This is a genomic window from Chitinophagales bacterium, assembly GCA_041392475.1.
Lineage (GTDB): Bacteria > Bacteroidota > Bacteroidia > Chitinophagales > UBA2359 > JAUHXA01.
In genome coordinates, this window is the sequence record JAWKLZ010000001.1 from 3,451,395 (window position 1) to 3,470,101 (window position 18,707).

Consider the following 18,707-nt stretch of genomic DNA (forward strand, 5'->3'; position numbering starts at 1 on the left):
TTTACAGAAAATCAATCATCAATGCGCCTCCAACCAATCCTTACCAATTCCAACATCTACCGACAAAGGCACATCCAATTTGATGGCATGGATCATTTTGTCTTTCACCAAAGCGGTCAATTCCTCGACTTCCGAATGATAGACATCAAAGACCAATTCGTCATGTACCTGCAAAATCATCTTGGACTTCAATTCTCGTTTTTTCATTTCGGCATGAACGTCAATCATTGCCACTTTGATAAGGTCGGCAGCCGAACCTTGAATGGGACTGTTGATGGCGTTTCGTTCTGCAAATTTGCGGACGGTGTGGTTTTTGGAGTGAATGTCTTTGAGGTAGCGGCGACGGCCCAAAATCGTTTCGGCATAGCCTGCATCTTGTGCTTTTTTCACCGCATCTTCCATGTACTGTTTGATACCCTCAAACTGCTTCCAATATTCATCAAAAATCTCCTTGGCTTCGCTTCGAGGAATCCCCAAACGCTGGCCCAAACCAAAGATACTGATGCCGTATATCAAACCAAAATTCACCATCTTCGCCTTGCGTCGCATTTCTTGATCCACTTCTTCCAAACTCACGCCAAACACCCTTGCAGCCGTTGCTGAGTGAATATCCAATCCTTCTTTAAAAGCCTCCAACATAACTTTGTCTTGACTCATTGCAGCCATCAAGCGCAGTTCGATTTGAGAATAATCGGCTGCTAACAGCAAAAAATCATCGGTTCGAGGAATAAATGCTTTTCTGATTTGTCGCCCTCTTTCGGTGCGAATCGGGATGTTTTGCAGGTTGGGATTGGCGGAACTTAGACGACCTGTTGCAGCAACCGCTTGATTGAAGCTGCTGTGGATGCGCCCTGTTTTGGGGTTCACCAATTGCGGCAGCGCATCAATATAGGTGCTTTTCAGCTTTACCAATTCTCTGTAGTTCAATATATTTGCGATTATTGGGTGATCGCCTTCTAAGTCTGTGAGTGTTTGTTCGTTGGTCGAATATTTGCCCGTTTTGGTTTTTTTGCCTTTGTAGGGAATTTTCATGCGGTCGAACAGGATTTTTCCCAATTGTGTAGGCGAGTCAATGTTGAACTCTACACCCGCTGCTTTGAAAATGTCTTTTTGCATTTCGTCCACTTCAATGCCCAATTCTTTGGAGTACTGCTCCAAGAACTTTGAATCCAAATTTACCCCATTGTACTCCAATTCTGTCAATACAGGTACAAGCGGCATTTCTACTTCTTCATACAATTTGCTGAAAGTCGCTTCAGCTATGGTTGGTTCAAATTTTTCGTTCAATTGCCAAGTCAAATCGGCATCTTCGGCAGCGTATTGTGTGATTTTTTCCAATTCTACATCCCGCATATTTCCCTGCCCTTTGCCTTTTTTGCCAATCAAATCTTCAATCGGAACAGGTGAATAATTGAGGTAGGTTTCGGTGAGAATGGTCATGTTGTGGCGCATATCGGGTTCGATGAGGTAGTGCGCCAACATGGTGTCGTGCAGTTTTCCTTTCACGTCAATATCGTACCACTTCAATAGCAACATATCGTATTTGATGTTTTGTCCAATCTTCTCAATTTTTTCGCTTTCAAAGAAGGGTCTAAACTCTTCGACAATGGCTTGTGCCTCTTTTTGGTCGGCAGGAACAGGTACATAGTAGCCTTCATCTGCTTTCCAAGAAAAAGACATCCCTACCAATTCGGCTTGATTGGCATCCAGGCCTGTCGTTTCGGTATCAAAAGCCACCTTTTTTTGCTTCAATAAATCTACCATCAAATCTGCCCGCTTTTTGGGTGTTTCGCAGCTGTGGTAGTGTTTTTTGATGCTTTCTACATTTTGTCCTACCTCGACTGTTTCATCAGGCAGCAAATCTTGGTGTATTTCGTTGGCGAACAAATCCAATTGTCCTGTTTTTGGAGTCGCTTTTGCAGGGCTACTCGAAGAAGATAATGCTTGATTGACTTGGTAATCATCACCTAAAATGCGCTTTCCCAAATTGCGGAACTCCAATTCTACAAACAAATCCGTCAAGGCTTCTTTGTTGGGCGGATCAATGTTGTAGCTGTCGGGGTGATAATCTATTGGCACATCCAATACAATGGTTGCCAATCGCTTAGAAATCAGTGCATTTTCTTTGTCTGTTTCAATCTTTTTCTTGTTTGCTCCCTTCAATTTGTCCACATTGGCTATTAGGTTTTCTATTGTATCGTATTCTTGTAGCAGTTTTGCAGCCGTTTTTGCTCCAATGCCTTTTACTCCAGGAATATTATCCGAAGAATCTCCCATTAATCCCAAGATGTCAATTACTTGCTCGGTGCGTTCAATTCCCCACAAATCACAAATTTCTTTAACGCCTAAGATTGCAGTAGGTCGCCCTAAGTGTGCGGGTTTGTACATTTTGATGTTTTCTTCGACCAACTGCCCATAGTCTTTGTCGGGTGTGACCATATAGACTGTGAATCCATCTTTTGCAGCTTTTTTGGCAATCGTACCGATTACATCATCTGCTTCAAATCCCATCACTTCGAGCATCGGCACATTGAAGGCTTTGGTGATGTCTTTGATGTAGGGCAATGCGCTGCGGATTCCCTCGGGCATTTCTTCTCGATTGGCTTTGTAAAACGGAAATTCCTTGTCCCGAAACGTACCGCCTGGTGGGTCGAATACGACTGCTAAGTGTGTTGCTCCTTGATTGGACAATAAATCGTAGAGAATATTGACATAGCCTGTGATGGCGGATACGTCTTGTCCTTTGGAATTCGTCAAGGGATTGCGAATGAAAGAGAAATAGGCTCTGTAAATGAGGGCGAAAGCATCGAGTAGGAATAAGCGTTTGTCTTGCATAGGAATTAAAATTATAATGCAAATTAAAATGAAAAACTCATTTTAGTTTACAGTCAATAATACTGAAAAGTATGTGAATAGGAAAACACATTTTTTAGTGAAATGCGTTTATTTTTGGGAAGGTAAAGATAAGGATTATTTCAATCGCTTTCGTATATCGTACTGCTCAATTTCTCTTTCCATTTCTTGTGCCAATTCTTCTTTTGAAGGGATATATAGTTGGTACTTAGAAGCAAAAAGATGCTCGCTGTCTTTGAGCATGGAATACTTAACAACTGTGTCGTCTTTGCGGTTGCAGAGAATAATACCAATAGTGGGGTTGTCACTTTCTTGACGCATTTTGTCTTCATATAGGCGCACATACATGTCCATTTGTCCAATATCTTGGTGGCTCAATTCTCCTATTTTCAAATCAATCAATACAAAACACTTGAGGATATAGTTGTAAAAAACCAAGTCAATGAAAAAATCTTTTGTTTCGGTTTTGATGTGTTGTTGTCGACTGACAAAAGAAAATCCTCTGCCCAACTCCAACAAGAAGTCCTGAATTTTATCTGTAATAGCAGTTTCCAAATCTTTTTCGCTGTAGTTTGCATTGCGGTCTATTTCCAAAAATTCCATTACGTGTGGGTCTTTGAAAAAGTCTTTGAAAGTCAATTCACTGTCCTCTATTTGGGCTGATTCTAAGAGCATTTTTCTGTCTTTGCTAATCAACAAACGCTCAAAATACATGGAGTTAACTTGTCGGTTCAGTTGTTTGACATTCCAATGCCCTTTTACTGCTTCTTTGATGTAAAATATTCTTGCCGATTCGTCTTCAATTCGCATTAGTAGCCTATAATGTGTCCAAGTTAGCTGATGGTGCAAGTCTTCCAACTTTGGAAAAACAATATAAAATTGTCGCATATCTCTCAAATTAGTCTCGCTAAATCCTTTTCCCAATTTTTCAGACAATTTTATAGATAGGCTCGGTATCAATGTATTTGTGAAGTTTTCTTTGTCTTTATCGTTTTTTTGTTCTGCTTCGGCAATCAATTTACCAATACTCCAATACGTTTGCAGCATCACCACATTGATGCTTTGATAGGCATCTTCTTGGGCTTGTTCGATGATTTGATAAATATTTTGATAGAGGTTATCTAAAGAGGGTAAATCAGACATAGTGAAGGTATTAAAAGTAGTATTCGTAAGAGCCTTGCGAATTTGGTTGGAGAGTCTTTCTATATCATTTGTTTGAAGCATCTTTGTAAAATACGAAAATACGGAATATCCAGCAAATTTTAAAACGCTTTCTTTTACTTCGAGTATTACTGAGCAAGCACCAACTTCCCACTCCCCAATAATTCCTTACCTCCGAATACTTTGTAAAAATACAGTCCATCTGCCAAGCCTGCTCTATCCACCTTCAAGGATTCCACATTTTCGCCTTCAATTGTTTTGACCAATCGCCCATAGGCATCAAACACTTGGCAAGTGATTTTGGAGTGTCTGGTATTCCATTGAAGGGAAGTATGGTCGGTGAAGGGATTGGGAAAAGCATGGATAGACTGTTGGTTGAAGGTTTGATTTTTTATTGAAGTGATGGTAGAGTTGGTGAGTATAAGTCCGTCAGAGGTAACTGCATAGGCTATTGATTTAGAAGGAAAACTAATGCTTGCTACGGTTTCCCCCACACACCGTTCCGCCTGCCAAGTTTCACCTCCATCATTGGTTTGATAGATAATCCCTTTACTGCCTACTGCCCAACCATTGAAATCGTCTAAAAAATACAACTCAATTACTACTTCCCCCACATTGCCAATCGAATCCCATGTTGCAGCCATGTCTGAGCTTTTAAATATAGAACCCAATTCTGTCGCTGCCCAAATATGATTTTTGCGGGCAAAGACGGCTCGAAAAATTTCAGGGGATTCCAATTTAACCTCCCACAACTCTCCACCATTGTAGGTAGCAACTACTTCACCTGTAAGGTAAAGATTGTGAAGCCCTGCCATGAAAACAGTATCTTCATTGAGTGCAAATATTTGATGACCAGAAAATGCGCTTGCTTCTACCTTTTGATTTTTCCAACTATTTCCCCCATTTTCTGACTTCAATAAATTGCCATAAGTTCCTGTTGAGTAAGCAACTTGTTCATTTACCCAAAGAGCGTGAAAACGTGCTTGTGTAATATCTGCATCCTCCCAAGTTTCGCCCCCGTTTTTGGTAATCAAAAGACTCTTACCTCCCGAATTGTGATAGGTTAAAGCACCGATTATTCCTTGCTGTTCATTCAAAAAATCTATCGAAAGAAAAATGGATACACTAACATGCTCAGGATAGGTCTGTTGAATCCAAGTTTCCCCCCCATCCATTGTTTTGTATATCTCATGTGACGTAATCACCCAGCCTATATCTTCCGTCACAAATTGACCCTCCACAAAACTAAGCTCCTCTATTTCTATATCATGCTCTATGGCTTGCCAAATCTCAGGCATATCTACGCTTATCAATTTGCAATGTGTTTCTGATCGAGGGCAGTCATTAAATACTGTCAAACAAACTTCATAACAATCTCCTTCTTCAAAATCGTGAATCGGATGTTTGGTTGTTTGTAATTCAGAACCGTCCGAAAAATTCCATTCGTACTGATTGCTGTTTCGTGAGTTGTTGGTGAAACTAACAACACTACCTTCTACCTCATAAGAAAAGGCAGACCAAGGGTAAGGACAAGTCAATGAGTCACAATCATAATCTAGTTGAAAGTCACCCTGATGCACCAAGCCAGAACTGTCTTTGTGGCAAATTAGTCTATCGGATTCTTGGTCATCATGGACATCAAAAAAACCCCGTTCGGCATTTCCAATCCCGTCAATCCAATAGACAGTATAAGGGAAAAAGTAATCGTAATTCGTTAGTTCTATCCATTTTCTTTTTTGTCCATACAACATTGTAATAATAGCTGTACTATCAACCGACATTCCGAGTTCAGGAATACTATCTCCTTTTTCTACGCTAAAATCGTACTGCAAATATTCATGGTTGCAATTAAAAGTGTAAACTTGATACACTTTCCCCGCTTCATATCTTGTGTAAAAAGAAGTAGTATTTGTTACTCGAAAACACTGATAAGTCTTACCACACAATAGCGTATCTTTTTCATAAAAAAAAGTATGATTGGTTGGTTTTGCTTCATTTATGTTATATCGCATGACGACTTGCACCATCCCAGGCTGCGGAAAATCCAACAATTCGTACTCCTCTTGTGCAGATACACACATTGAAGTCAAGAAAAAACAGGTTGAAGCGAGGAATTGTAGGAATGTTCTCATATTTCAAGAATTTGTGGTGTTGAATAACAGCTATTTTGCTAAATTATATTTTTATCTTTAACACCACAAATAAAATAAGAGTTTTACGAAATAAGCTAATACTTCTGAAATTTTTGTTTTGAAAAGAAATTGATAGTCAATACAATCAACTACTCTTAAAGGCTAAATTTCAGAAGTCTATTAACGAAATTGAAAACTTATCCCAAAATGCAAGCAACTAATGCAAGCAGCTAAACCGAATCGGCAAGGTAAACGCCACTTTCACCGCCTTTCCTCGCTGCATCCCAGGTTTCCAATTGGGCATCAATCCAATGACTCTCATGGCTTCTACCTCCAAATCTTCACCGTTTTCTATCCCACGTTTGATGTGAATATTCGTGATGCTACCATCTGCTTCAATGTCAAAACCCACGTAAACCGTTCCTTCAATGCCCTTACCTTTGGCTGTTTTGGGATATTGGAGATGCTTGGCAATAAAAGCAAACATCGCATTTTGCCCTCCCACAAACTCAGGCATCACTTCCACAATGGAATAAATTTCAGGTTCTTCCTCCGTTACTATTTCTTCATAATTCAATATTTCCATTTCGACCTCCAATATTTCTGTTTCATCTTCCAACACTTCTTCATCCTCTACGATTTCCAAACCTTCGGGCATTGAAGAAGGTGGCGGTGGCGGCGGGACAGTTAATTTTGCAGAAGGGAAATTTTTGTGGTCATTTCTTCTACCGATTGCCTTTTCCGAAACGCCTTGTGGCAAAGGCTGCGGCTGTTGGATGGACTGCAAACCCTTTGAAGGGTTCACCACTTCTTGGTCAATCGCTACAAAGGAAGTATAGGGAGTCAAAAGGTGATATTTCAAACCTAATTGGGTGACATCTTCCACGATTTTATCGCTGTACCCGAACACTTTGAAGTCTTCCAATAAGCGAATTTTGTCTCTTGCCCAAAGGTAAGGCAAGGCCTTGTGTTCGGATTGAACATTTTTGGAACTTGCTTCAATTTGGTAAGTAAACTGTTTGTTGCCACGATTTGCAGTGACTTCAATCGTGCCTTTTGCCGCCCCTTTGTACTTGCCAAATACGACAATCGGACGGGATGCCATCAAATCGGGAAAACTTTTTTGGGATACATCGTAGGCTTCAAAACCATTGAATTTCAATTGGATATTGGTCAAAAGCGGTTCACTGATGTATTGACGAAATTTAGATGCTTGCGAAGCCGCTTTGTCCGCTTCTTGAATCACAAAAGGTTCGCCCTGTCCGCTATATGCCATTCCTTCAATCAAATGCCGATTGACGCTGCTGCCGATTCCAAAAGGAAAAACATTGGCATCCGACAAACGGCTGCGAATCAGGTCAAATGCTTCTGGTTCAACGCTCACATATCCATCCGTAGCTATCACAAAAGAACGGGAATAGCCCTGCGTTTTGGGAATGTCGAAAGCCGTCTGCAAAGCCTGCAAAACCTCTGTTCCGCCGCCGCCATGTTGTCCATCAATCCATTTAATGGCAGTATCCAGATTTTTGGCATTGGCAGCAACCGATTCCTTGGAAAACAATGCTGAACGCCCTGCAAATAACAAAACATTGAAACGGTCTTGAGGCTGCAAATTTCCCAACAAATCCCGCATCAAGGTTTTGGAAATATCCAATGGAAAACCATACATCGAACCCGAAACGTCCACAATAAAAACATATTCTCTCGGTGCAATTTGCTGCCCTTCGATGCGTTTGGGCGGCTGCATCATCATCAAAAAATAGTTTTCTTCTGTCCCTTCATACAGCATCAAACCTGTTTCTATCTGCTTGCCTTTCAGTTGGTATTGAAGAACAAAATCCCGATTGCCTCCAAATTTTTCGCTCTCGTTCAACACCACACTCGCTTTGTCTTTGGCTTCAAAATCAATGCTGACTTGGTGGGTATCTGATTGTATTTTTTGAAGGGGGATGCCTGTCGAAAGATTTACTTGAAGGAACAACTCTGAAGCGGATTTTGCTCCTTCCTTCAAATGTGGATTGCTCACCCAATTCTGATTACTACTTGCCAATAAATCCGCTTGTTCTGAACTGTATCGAGGCCCTACTACGGTAGGATAGATAAACTCATACGTTCCGTCTTCGGGAATTAATAATTCGGTATAAGACAACTCGACTTCAATGACATCGTTGGGCAAAATATTGGCTACTCGCATTTGAAAAACATTGGGGCGTTCTTGCTGCAAAAGTGTGGCTCGTTTGCCTGCTCGTTTGGCTTTTTCGTAGTTTTGGCGGGCTTTGTTGCGTTCTTGAATCTCGGCGGTGATGGTGCGCTCGCCTATTTTCATGGTCAGCGCATGAACAGCTGCTCTTGTGGATGCGGGAAAAACGTAAATGGCTTCAATGGGTGTTTCTCCTTCATTTTTATAGGTTTGTCGCACACATACATCTGCGATGACTCCTGCAATGTTGGCTTCTACGTGTGTGGATTGAAGCGGGAAAGTTTCGGTGTTGGGTCGCTCGCCTTCGATGTGGAAATAGGGCGAAAGGCTTTGGTCTGTGTTGTTTGGTTGGGTGACTGCAAAGGCATTGCAGTAAAAAATCAGGGTAATGATGGTTTGGAATAAGGTGTTTTTGGAGGTCATAGCATGGAATGTTTTGGAGGTGATGAAATGCCACAGAAAACAAAAGTTGGTTCTTTGACAAAATCTGTGATTTGAGACTTCGGAAGTTTGCCGTTTACAAAATCAAAAAACTATTTCGCTAAAAATTAACCTCTTATAAAATGAAACTTCCGAAGTCTTTATTGCTTCCACAAAAATTGTCACAGAACCAAAAAGTTTTGAAAACTTTTGGGTTCTTGTTTCTAAGCCAAAGATATGCTATGATGGAGGGGCAAAAAAGGATGAATGAGTAAGTGTAGGGGTTGGGTGAGTAAGTGTTGTTTCTTTTATGATGGCAGTTGGCTAAGCATTTATGGGCGGGGTGCTTTATTTCATTGTAATTCTACACTGCTTTTCACTCATATCGACTCTCTTTGACTCCTTTGTATCGCTTTTTCACCACCCCAAAGCCCATGCTGCTGCCTTTGCCTAAGCCGATGTAGTTGGGTAGAAAGGCATTGCAGTTGAAGCGGAGGCTGAAGGTTTCCATGCGCTGACCTTTGAAGTTGGCGTTTCTCATGCCCAGCAATTCGGTGATTTCTACTTGCAATCGGTCTTCGATTTTCCAATCTACGCCTGTGGCGAAGGCGAGGATGTGTCCTGTGAGTTTGGATTCGAGATAGAGGATTTTTTGGGTGAGGGAACGTATGGCGTGGTATTCTCGGAAGTTGTCTTGGTTGAGGGCTATCCAATTTTGGATTTGATAGGTGTCGCTTTGGGGATTCACTCTTAGGTCAAATTCTTGGAGGTTGAGTTCTTCTATGCTCATTTTGATGGGCTTGCCTTTTAGTTCGATGCTCCAATCTTGCTGCCGAAAGAAGGCGTGTATGTCTTCGATGCTTTCGTGTAGGCAGAGTATCATGGGTTGTTTTTTGTGGTTGGTTTTGTATTGTATCAAGGGGTAGCGGTAGTGAAAGGCGGGTTTTTGGGGCGCATTGTTGTCGTGATTGTGGTACCATTCGTGTTCCATGCCTACTTTTTGGATGATGGCTCCTCGAAATAGGGGGATTTCCCATGGTTGGATTTGGGCATTGAAGGTGACGCAGAAGTATCGAAGTTTGGTCATTGTTTTTTTTGTGTTGAGGTTTTGAGGTTTTGAGGTTTTGAGGTGCGAAATTGCAGAAATTAAATGAGATTTGTGAATTTTTTGTATCTGTATTTTGTTTTGGTGTTTGAACAAAATGCAAGGATACTTTTATGCAGCTTTATTTGGATTCTTTTGGGGCGTTTTTGGGGGTGAAAAACAAGATGTTTTGGTTGAAGCCTAAGCATGGTGAGGTGGAACTGATTGCGGTGAGGGATGTTCATGCGGTTTTTTTGACGAAGGGCGTGAGTGTGAGTGTGGATGCGATGATGTTGGCTTTGGAGCATCAGATTCCGATGGTTTTGATTGACCGAATTGGTCGATCGGTGGGGCAGGTTTGGAGTGGTCAGTTTGGGTCGATTGCTACGATTCGCAAACAGCAGGCTTTGTTTACAACGCATATTGAAGGTTGGAGGTGGGTTCAACAGCATATTTTGCAGAAGATTTTGCAGCAGCAGCTTTTTTTGGAGCAGTTGGCTTTGGAGTTGAATGGTTCGCTGGAGTTTCACAAGGCTTTTTATACGGCTACGAATGTGTTTGGGAAGGTGCAGAAGGGTTTGGAGGAGTGGCATCCTGAGCAACATGGGTATGAGGTGGAGAAGATTGCAGCGACTTTTCGGGGTTGGGAGGGAATTGCTTCGAGGCATTATTTTCAGTGTTTGTCGTGTGCGCTTCCGTCTGTGTATCAGTTTCGGAAGCGAAGCCGACGACCTGCTTTTGATGCGTTCAATAGTTTGTTGAATTATTTGTATGGGATGTTGTATTCGATGGTGGAATTGGCACTGATGAAGGCGGGGGTGGATCCGTATATGGGGATTTTGCATGCGGATGAGTATCAGAAAACGACGATGGTGTTTGATATGATTGAGGTGTATCGGCATTGGGCTGAACAGGTGGCGGTGGACTTGTGTAGGGAGGGTAGATTGTCGAAGGATGCGTTTGCGGAATCGGAGGATAAGGGGGTTTGGTTGGAAAGTGCTGGAAAAAGTGTTGTTATTCCATTTTTTTTGAACTTTATGCAGCAAAAGATTGGTTATAAGAATCAGGTGCGAAAACGTATTACGCATATTGATTTGGATGCACAGCGATTTGCACTGTTGCTTAAAAATTTTAAACCTTCTTAAAAAAATTAATCCTTATGAGATTTTCTTTACAACTACTATTGGTGCTTGCTTTGGGATGGATGGCTTCTCTTGAGGTTCAGGCACAAAATGATGCTACTGTGACTACGGATGACAATGGCAATTTGCCTACGGTTATTGAGACTCCTGATGAGAAGCATGGTTTTGATGACTTCGACTTGTTGGATGATGGACTGGACGAGAAAAAAAAGGAGGATGTGGATGGTGATGGCTGGGATGATGTGCGCCGTACTTCGGAGGGGAAGGGGGAAAAGGGGACTCAGTATCAACGCAAGAATCAGAATTTCAAGGGTGTAGGTCGACGCGTGGGGGCTATGTGTATGGATGATTCGATGCAGGAGGAAGGTGGTCGTGGGGCGTGTAGTGGGCATGGCGGAGTGCGTTTTTGGCTGTATGAGAAGGAGGATGGAACGATTGAGCGGATTGCTACGCAGCGGCATTTGGATCATCCTGACCCGCTGGACAGTGAGGAGATGAGTTATTTGGCGGCGGTGAATGAGGAACGGAAGGAGAACTTGAAGAATAACAATGGGCTGCTGCGATTGGATACGTTTTATCAGTTGATGACCATTTTTGTGGTGTGTGTGATGACGGTGTTTACGATTCAAAAAATCATGCAGGGCAATCGCTTTTTTTAGTGTTTAACCGTTAGTTTGGGAGGAGTATATGAATTATTTTATTAGCTATGATATTGGCAAGGATAAGCTGCGCCTGAAGGTGAGCAAAACTTTGGAGCGTTTTGGGTGCAAAAGGGTTCAGTATTCGGTCTTTTTTGCACCTGATTTTGCTCCTAAGGAGATTGAACGGCTGAGGGATGCGCTTGTGAAGGTGATGAAGGGGGTGGGTGAGCAGACGGACAGTGTGTTGTGTATGGCGGTGGAGGAAAAATACATGGGGAAGCTGCATTGGGTGGGGGAGAATGTGGGTGTGAAAAAAAGTTTGGAGAAACCTTTGAATAAATTGTTTTAATGAGTATATTTGTGGTGTTGGGCTGCAAAGCTTGAATAGCTCTTTGACATCATTAGATTTTATAGAAATATGTAGTTAATGTCATCATATTGTGATTTATTGCATATTTCTCATAAGTCGCTAAGGGTTAATTTATTAAATATTATATCGCAACAGGGTAGTAACCCCATTTCCAGTGTAATTAGGATTGCGACAAAAGAAAGAAAGATACTTGGTGGTAATATCATGTAGTAACCCCATTTCCAGTGTAATTAGGATTGCGACAAATGTTTATGCTCTACTGGGGAGGAATAATTGGGTAGTAACCCCATTTCCAGTGTAATTAGGATTGCGACAAGCAATTGGAATCGTATTGATTACAAAGTTTCTCCATGTAGTAACCCCATTTCCAGTGTAATTAGGATTGCGACTCAAAATTACGAAATGATAGCCAAACGCTATAAAAGTAGTAACCCCATTTCCAGTGTAATTAGGATTGCGACTGTAAGTAAGTTATCTGTAGTTAACAATGTCTGTTTTTGTAGTAACCCCATTTCCAGTGTAATTAGGATTGCGACTTAATCTTCGTATATGCTTTTTATTTCAGTCACAAACGGTAGTAACCCCATTTCCAGTGTAATTAGGATTGCGACAGAATTAGTAATTTATATTTTGCTCTATTAGTTCCAGTAGTAACCCCATTTCCAGTGTAATTAGGATTGCGACATGTATGGTGGATAATTGGCGGCTTTATAAATATTGGTAGTAACCCCATTTCCAGTGTAATTAGGATTGCGACGACTACGAAAAAGAAATAATTTTGATTAGGAATAAGTAGTAACCCCATTTCCAGTGTAATTAGGATTGCGACAAATAGCGAGATGAAATGTCTTTAAAGATTAATTCTTTGTAGTAACCCCATTTCCAGTGTAATTAGGATTGCGACCTTAAAGCCGTTTGTTATTGCTTTATTATTGATAATAAGTAGTAACCCCATTTCCAGTGTAATTAGGATTGCGACCCTTTTATTGTTGACCAAGGGGTTTTAGCCAATGTGTAGTAACCCCATTTCCAGTGTAATTAGGATTGCGACGAGTTCGTGGAGGAATGGCACAGTTTTAATTCAGTAGGTAGTAACCCCATTTCCAGTGTAATTAGGATTGCGACGCTGGAATGAGTGGACGTCTTGGCCCCGGTTGCGAACAGTAGTAACCCCATTTCCAGTGTAATTAGGATTGCGACTGAAAAACCTTACCAAATGACGAAAAATCACTTTGAGTAGTAACCCCATTTCCAGTGTAATTAGGATTGCGACTTGGTTTGCTTCAAAAGTTGGTGTAATTATTCCTGTGTAGTAACCCCATTTCCAGTGTAATTAGGATTGCGACTATCTCAGACTGCACTTTTACCAACAACATATCTAGTAGTAACCCCATTTCCAGTGTAATTAGGATTGCGACACTTTTCAACCAATTCTTCAGCAATGGTTACAGGAACGTAGTAACCCCATTTCCAGTGTAATTAGGATTGCGACCAATGACATTAGTACCTCCACCATCCACCAATGACGTAGTAACCCCATTTCCAGTGTAATTAGGATTGCGACATTAACTACACATACAAGACTTTACAAGCAGTTTGTAGTAACCCCATTTCCAGTGTAATTAGGATTGCGACTTTTTACAATCTTCTAATTTCCTTGTTATTATTTCAAACAGTAGTAACCCCATTTCCAGTGTAATTAGGATTGCGACTCAAATTGAGCGAAAGAAAGATTAAAACTTAATGCTAGTAGTAACCCCATTTCCAGTGTAATTAGGATTGCGACTTCGAAGTCTTCGTACTCCAAATTAAGTTCTATGCGTAGTAACCCCATTTCCAGTGTAATTAGGATTGCGACATGGTAACGGTAAAACAGCGAAGCCCTCCAAAAAAGGTAGTAACCCCATTTCCAGTGTAATTAGGATTGCGACGCTTATTAGGTGATTTACAGTGCCCGCTTCTGTGGCAGGTAGTAACCCCATTTCCAGTGTAATTAGGATTGCGACAACAACCCGATAAAAGAGCGGGCTTTCTTCAACTTTGTAGTAACCCCATTTCCAGTGTAATTAGGATTGCGACACTTTTATAAAGAAAATGGAGAGGAAGAATTGGGCAGGTAGTAACCCCATTTCCAGTGTAATTAGGATTGCGACCGTTCTATTGGATTGCATATTCCTTGTACGTCGTTTTCGTAGTAACCCCATTTCCAGTGTAATTAGGATTGCGACTTTTGTCTATTATTTTTTTGGCGGCTTCGTATATTTGGTTGTAGTAACCCCATTTCCAGTGTAATTAGGATTGCGACCTTTGAATTTTTCATCTTATTAAATTAAATTGGTTGTAGTAACCCCATTTCCAGTGTAATTAGGATTGCGACAATCCTTGATTTTGAAAAAAAATTCTTGTATTTCTTGTAGTAACCCCATTTCCAGTGTAATTAGGATTGCGACCATTTTATTTTAAATAAATTCGATTTTCAAGCCTTTTCGTAGTAACCCCATTTCCAGTGTAATTAGGATTGCGACTACTTGGGTAACAACTGCTATACTTTCATATTTGTCATGTAGTAACCCCATTTCCAGTGTAATTAGGATTGCGACAACATACTCGACATGGTTTACGAATATGTTATCATGTAGTAACCCCATTTCCAGTGTAATTAGGATTGCGACAATAATTATGAGGATGAATGTCCATTTATGTTTATACGTAGTAACCCCATTTCCAGTGTAATTAGGATTGCGACTTCCTGTGGAAGACTCACCACCTTTGAAAGTTTTTCGTAGTAACCCCATTTCCAGTGTAATTAGGATTGCGACTATCACGGCCAATGCCTCTGGATTTATGATTCATCCAGTAGTAACCCCATTTCCAGTGTAATTAGGATTGCGACTACGTTCCTCTCTCTGAGACGTAGCACTTAACTTGTAGTAACCCCATTTCCAGTGTAATTAGGATTGCGACGCTTTTCTTAATGAATCGTATATAATTTTAAAATCGTAGTAACCCCATTTCCAGTGTAATTAGGATTGCGACATCAGAGAATTTTTGTCTAACTGTGTAGATAGTGTGTAGTAACCCCATTTCCAGTGTAATTAGGATTGCGACCTCTTAGGGAATCGTTCTGCTCCTCTTTTAATTCTAGTAGTAACCCCATATCCAGTGTAATTAGGATTGCGACTTGTCTAATATGTTGGCTTTCATGCTGAAAGCCTTGAAAGTTTCATACTCCAAGAACTTGTCAAAAACTTAAAGGCACAGATAGAATTCATTCAGGGGCTACGAATGGAAATAATTTTTAGCGAAAAATCGTCATAAAAGGAATAAAATAGCTAATTTTAGTCCATTTAAAACAATGTAAATAATTTTAATATGAAAAAATTACACTCTCTTATGCTCATTGGATTAGTAATTATCACCTTCAATCCAATTTTCGCACAAGACTGCTCTCCAAACGACATTACATTAACTACTCAAAATCAAATAGATAACTTTCAAGCGACTCATGGGCCTTGTGATAATGTAGTTGGAAATTTAATTATTCAGGATGATGACAACGGATTAGACAATATTGTTAATCTGGATGGCTTGGCTAGTATAACTGACATTGGAGGAAATTTTGAGATTTTAGAAAATCAAAATCTAAATAGTGTCAGTGGATTATCAAGTTTACAAAATATTACGGGAACCTTTTTGGTAAATGACAATCCAAATCTGGGGAATCTTATGGGACTTTCTAACCTTACTACTATTGGAGGAGACTTGAATATTGATGATAATAGCAACCTGGCAAACCTGAATGGCTTATCAGGTCTAAATTCTGTAGGGAATGACCTCATCATTAATGACAATGCAAATTTAATAGATATTACGGCACTATCTGGAGTCACTTCAATTGGCAACAATTTAATTGTGGAAGACAATTCCTCTCTACCAAACATAGATGGTTTGAATGGAATTGTGAGTGTATCTGGTAGGTTGGCAATCGAAGAAAATTTAAGTTTAACAAATGTCGATGGTCTCGTAAATTTGAACAGCGTTGGTAATAATCTCAGTATTAAAGATAACACTATGCTTCAAAACATTGATGGTTTATCCAATTTATCCAATGTTGGGAATAACTTGGTGGTTAAGGACAATAGCTTATTGGCAGAGTGTTGTGGTTTATTTAAGGTATTAAATGGAGGAACAATAGGGGGGATTTCCAATATATCTGGAAACACAGGAAACTGCAACAACAATGGTGCTGATGTTGATGAACCTTGCGAGATGGTTATTCCTACTATTGGAGAATGGGGACTGATTGTGTTGGCTCTATCATTCATGATAATGGGTGTTCTACATCTCCTACCAAAAAATCTTGGCAGCGGTAGAACTATCTAAATCAGAAAACAAAAAGTGATCATTGCAGCGATAGAGGGCAATTTGAAGATTTCATTAGACAACGGAAGTTTTGAAAACTTCTGTTGTCTAGTGCTGTGTCAACATTGAATTGATGGGTCGCCTATTCAATTGTCCTTATCACCTGCAAGTCAGGATAATTGAACGTGCAAAATCTACCCATCAATTCAAATTTGACTAATCGCTATCCCTCCCTGCAAAGCAAATAAATGACATTGGCTATACATCTTCGGTAAAATTGACCTCAAGTACCTAAAACCCCATAACTGCTTTCACCCCAAAATGATCAGAACCCGTTTTCTCCAAAACTTCCGCTTCAATGGGCTGCAATGAACCCTGTGTCAAAATATAATCCAATCGAAAAACAGGGTAAGGTAGTCGTCCTCTCGGAAAAGTAAAGCCAAAACCACTGCCTACTTCTGCAAAAACATCTACATACTGTTGCTGTATTTGGCGATAACCCAAAGGCTCAAAATCAGGTGTATTGAGGTCGCCCAAAATCATACGATTCGGAATGTCGGTCGCTTTTTGGTCGATGTGTTGGGTGATTTGTTGCCATTGTTTCGCTCGCAAATTTGCCACCTTGTAGTAGGCAATCGGGAAGGATTCGGGTGAGTGAAAAGCAATGGCAGGAGAAGCTGTATGAGCATTGCAGATATATATTTTTCCTTTGGTCGGATGCAGGATTTCAAAACATTGGGCAATTGGTCGCCCTGAATCGTTGTTGAGGTATTCCACATTTTGGAGAGGGTATTTGGAGAAAATGCCATACCCATGCGTCCGTTCATCGGCATAGTTTTTTTGGTAAGGGTAGGTTTTTTGGATAAAAGAATTGGACTTCAATAGCTGTTCCCATTTGGGCGTGATTTCCTGCAAAGCAAGAACATCAACAGGTTGTTTTTGAAGTAATTGCAGTGAAATTTGGGGACTGGCATTGGTAAAAAGTAGGTTGTAGGTGATGACCACTACTTTTTCGGTTGGAGGTATTTTTGAAGTCATAGGGCTTTTCTTATTGAAGAACAGGTAAACCGCATCTCCCATCAAAAGCAATACACCCAGTAACAAAACAATTTGCAAACCTTTCTTTGGGCAGCCACTTTTCCATTGTCGCCAAAACATCCATCCCCCCACCAAAATCAACGGATACTCCAAAAAGTACAAGGCACTGCCGAGATAGACATTGTTTCGACCCAAAAACAGCACATAAATACTTAGCAAACAACACCAAAAAAAGATTTTCGATTTCATTTTGTCTTGATTTTTAAGATGACCGAGGTTTTGAAAACTTCCGTTGTATAGTGCTGTGTCAACAATGAATTGATGGGTTGCCAGTTCCCATTTGCATTTGTGCTTTGACTTTGATTTGAACTTCCAATTAACAAATCCTCTCTCCTCCATCCACAGGAATAATCGCACCATTTATCCAAGCAGCTTCCTTCCTACAAAGCAAATAAATGACATTGGCTACATCTTCGGGGGTGGTCAAACGCCCATAAGGATTCCGAAATTTGGATTGTGCTTTCATCGCATCACTCCCAGGAATCATCCGCAAAGAAGGCGTATCGGTGACTCCTGCCTGCACCACATTGCAGCGAAGCCCATAGGGGGCAAACTCCAAAGCGATTGACCGACAAATTGCCTCTAAGGCTACTTTTGCAGCCGAAACTGCGGCATACGCTCGCCATGCTTTTTGATTTCCTTCGCTGGTCAAACCAATAATTCGGGCATCTTCTGCAAATAAATTTTGTTCCCAAACCACCTTTACCCAATCGTATACACTCAATGCCATAGCTTCGAGTGTATGGTTGAAATCTTGACGAGAAAGAGCGTCGGGATGATGTTCATGCGAGGCTTCAATGTTTTGTTGGAGTTGGTGTAGGAGTTTTTCGGTTTCAGAATCTGTATTTTTTGAAGGATTAGAGTCCGTTTTTTTGATAGGAACCATCAGCTTCAAATTGCCTTTTGCGATGGAATGTAGCAACAAACGCACTTTTTCGTTGGGCTGCAATTGGGCTTTGAAGTCTCGGATGGTTTCTGCCATTTTATCCAAACGAGTGGCATCTACATTGTAGCTTTGCAGTTTCACCCCTTTTGCTTTTATTTCTGCAAAGGCTTCTTCAACGGCTTTCATTTGACTGCGTCTGTCTCGGTGCAAAATGCAGATATTCATGCCTTGCGAAGCAAGTTTTTGGGCAGTTGCCAAGCCCATACCGCTAGAGCCACCTAAGATGATGGCCCAATAATGGTTGTTTTTGAAGTAGGTCATATAGTTGAAATTCAGGTGCAAAGTACAAATTTCAATT

11 protein-coding genes and 1 CRISPR repeat array are annotated in these 18,707 nt (G+C 40.7%); of the genes, 4 read left to right on the plus strand and 7 right to left on the minus strand.

Annotated features, from left to right (window positions below; translation table 11 throughout):
- Window positions 1-18 precede the first annotated feature (18 nt).
- The 5 genes from polA to R3E32_12945 form a co-directional block, all read right to left on the minus strand.
- The gene (gene polA / locus R3E32_12925; GenBank protein ID MEZ4885629.1) at window positions 19-2,835 is read right to left on the minus strand and encodes a DNA polymerase I; all 2,817 of its coding nucleotides are present in this window, start codon (window positions 2,833-2,835) and stop codon (window positions 19-21) included.
- A 135-nt stretch (window positions 2,836-2,970) separates the two neighbouring features.
- The gene (locus tag R3E32_12930) at window positions 2,971-4,077 is read right to left on the minus strand and encodes a PDDEXK nuclease domain-containing protein (protein MEZ4885630.1); all 1,107 of its coding nucleotides are present in this window, start codon (window positions 4,075-4,077) and stop codon (window positions 2,971-2,973) included.
- 65 nt (window positions 4,078-4,142) lie between these two features.
- Window positions 4,143-6,146, minus strand: coding sequence for a YCF48-related protein (locus R3E32_12935; GenBank protein MEZ4885631.1), 2,004 nt, complete (start codon window positions 6,144-6,146; stop codon window positions 4,143-4,145).
- A gap of 217 nt (window positions 6,147-6,363) precedes the next feature.
- Window positions 6,364-8,769: a TonB family protein gene (locus tag R3E32_12940; GenBank protein ID MEZ4885632.1), complete on the minus strand. Its 2,406-nt coding sequence runs from the start codon at window positions 8,767-8,769 to the stop codon at window positions 6,364-6,366.
- Between the two features lie 373 nt (window positions 8,770-9,142).
- Entirely contained in the window at window positions 9,143-9,853 is a 711-nt protein-coding gene (locus R3E32_12945; protein MEZ4885633.1) for a CRISPR-associated endonuclease Cas6, read from the minus strand.
- A gap of 131 nt (window positions 9,854-9,984) precedes the next feature.
- On the opposite strand from R3E32_12945, the gene cas1 reads away from it, so the two are divergent.
- The 4 genes from cas1 to R3E32_12965 all read left to right on the plus strand — a co-directional run bounded on the left by cas1 (window position 9,985) and on the right by R3E32_12965 (window position 16,386).
- Complete coding sequence (gene cas1 / locus R3E32_12950) at window positions 9,985-10,995, plus strand: CRISPR-associated endonuclease Cas1 (GenBank protein MEZ4885634.1); 1,011 nt, start codon at window positions 9,985-9,987, stop codon at window positions 10,993-10,995.
- Window positions 10,996-11,009: 14 nt separating this feature from the next.
- Window positions 11,010-11,651 carry a hypothetical protein gene (locus tag R3E32_12955; GenBank protein MEZ4885635.1) on the plus strand — a complete coding sequence of 214 codons (642 nt, stop codon included), beginning with the start codon at window positions 11,010-11,012 and terminating at the stop codon, window positions 11,649-11,651.
- A gap of 28 nt (window positions 11,652-11,679) precedes the next feature.
- The gene (gene cas2, locus R3E32_12960; protein MEZ4885636.1) at window positions 11,680-11,982 is read left to right on the plus strand and encodes a CRISPR-associated endonuclease Cas2; all 303 of its coding nucleotides are present in this window, start codon (window positions 11,680-11,682) and stop codon (window positions 11,980-11,982) included.
- A gap of 157 nt (window positions 11,983-12,139) precedes the next feature.
- A CRISPR array of direct repeats spans window positions 12,140-15,184; the repeat unit is 37 nt; unit sequence GTAGTAACCCCATTTCCAGTGTAATTAGGATTGCGAC.
- A 191-nt stretch (window positions 15,185-15,375) separates the two neighbouring features.
- On the plus strand, window positions 15,376-16,386 hold the full coding sequence (locus R3E32_12965) for a hypothetical protein (GenBank protein MEZ4885637.1): 1,011 nt from the start codon (window positions 15,376-15,378) through the stop codon (window positions 16,384-16,386).
- Between the two features lie 270 nt (window positions 16,387-16,656).
- Here R3E32_12965 and R3E32_12970 read toward each other — a convergent pair whose 3' ends face one another.
- Window positions 16,657-17,652 carry an endonuclease/exonuclease/phosphatase family protein gene (locus R3E32_12970; GenBank protein MEZ4885638.1) on the minus strand — a complete coding sequence of 332 codons (996 nt, stop codon included), beginning with the start codon at window positions 17,650-17,652 and terminating at the stop codon, window positions 16,657-16,659.
- A 127-nt stretch (window positions 17,653-17,779) separates the two neighbouring features.
- Entirely contained in the window at window positions 17,780-18,670 is an 891-nt protein-coding gene (locus tag R3E32_12975) for an SDR family oxidoreductase (GenBank protein ID MEZ4885639.1), read from the minus strand.
- Window positions 18,671-18,707 lie beyond the last annotated feature (37 nt).

Bases quoted from the DNA above. Each gene is read 5' to 3' on its own strand.
- polA (MEZ4885629.1), bottom strand. From the start codon at position 2,835: ATGCAAGACAAACGCTTATTCCTACTCGATGCTTTCGCCCTCATTTAC.
- R3E32_12930 (MEZ4885630.1), bottom strand. From the start codon at position 4,077: ATGCTTCAAACAAATGATATAGAAAGACTCTCCAACCAAATTCGCAAG.
- R3E32_12935 (MEZ4885631.1), bottom strand. From the start codon at position 6,146: ATGAGAACATTCCTACAATTCCTCGCTTCAACCTGTTTTTTCTTGACT.
- R3E32_12940 (MEZ4885632.1), bottom strand. From the start codon at position 8,769: ATGACCTCCAAAAACACCTTATTCCAAACCATCATTACCCTGATTTTT.
- R3E32_12945 (MEZ4885633.1), bottom strand. From the start codon at position 9,853: ATGACCAAACTTCGATACTTCTGCGTCACCTTCAATGCCCAAATCCAA.
- cas1 (MEZ4885634.1), top strand. From the start codon at position 9,985: ATGCAGCTTTATTTGGATTCTTTTGGGGCGTTTTTGGGGGTGAAAAAC.
- R3E32_12955 (MEZ4885635.1), top strand. From the start codon at position 11,010: ATGAGATTTTCTTTACAACTACTATTGGTGCTTGCTTTGGGATGGATG.
- cas2 (MEZ4885636.1), top strand. From the start codon at position 11,680: ATGAATTATTTTATTAGCTATGATATTGGCAAGGATAAGCTGCGCCTG.
- R3E32_12965 (MEZ4885637.1), top strand. From the start codon at position 15,376: ATGAAAAAATTACACTCTCTTATGCTCATTGGATTAGTAATTATCACC.
- R3E32_12970 (MEZ4885638.1), bottom strand. From the start codon at position 17,652: ATGAAATCGAAAATCTTTTTTTGGTGTTGTTTGCTAAGTATTTATGTG.
- R3E32_12975 (MEZ4885639.1), bottom strand. From the start codon at position 18,670: ATGACCTACTTCAAAAACAACCATTATTGGGCCATCATCTTAGGTGGC.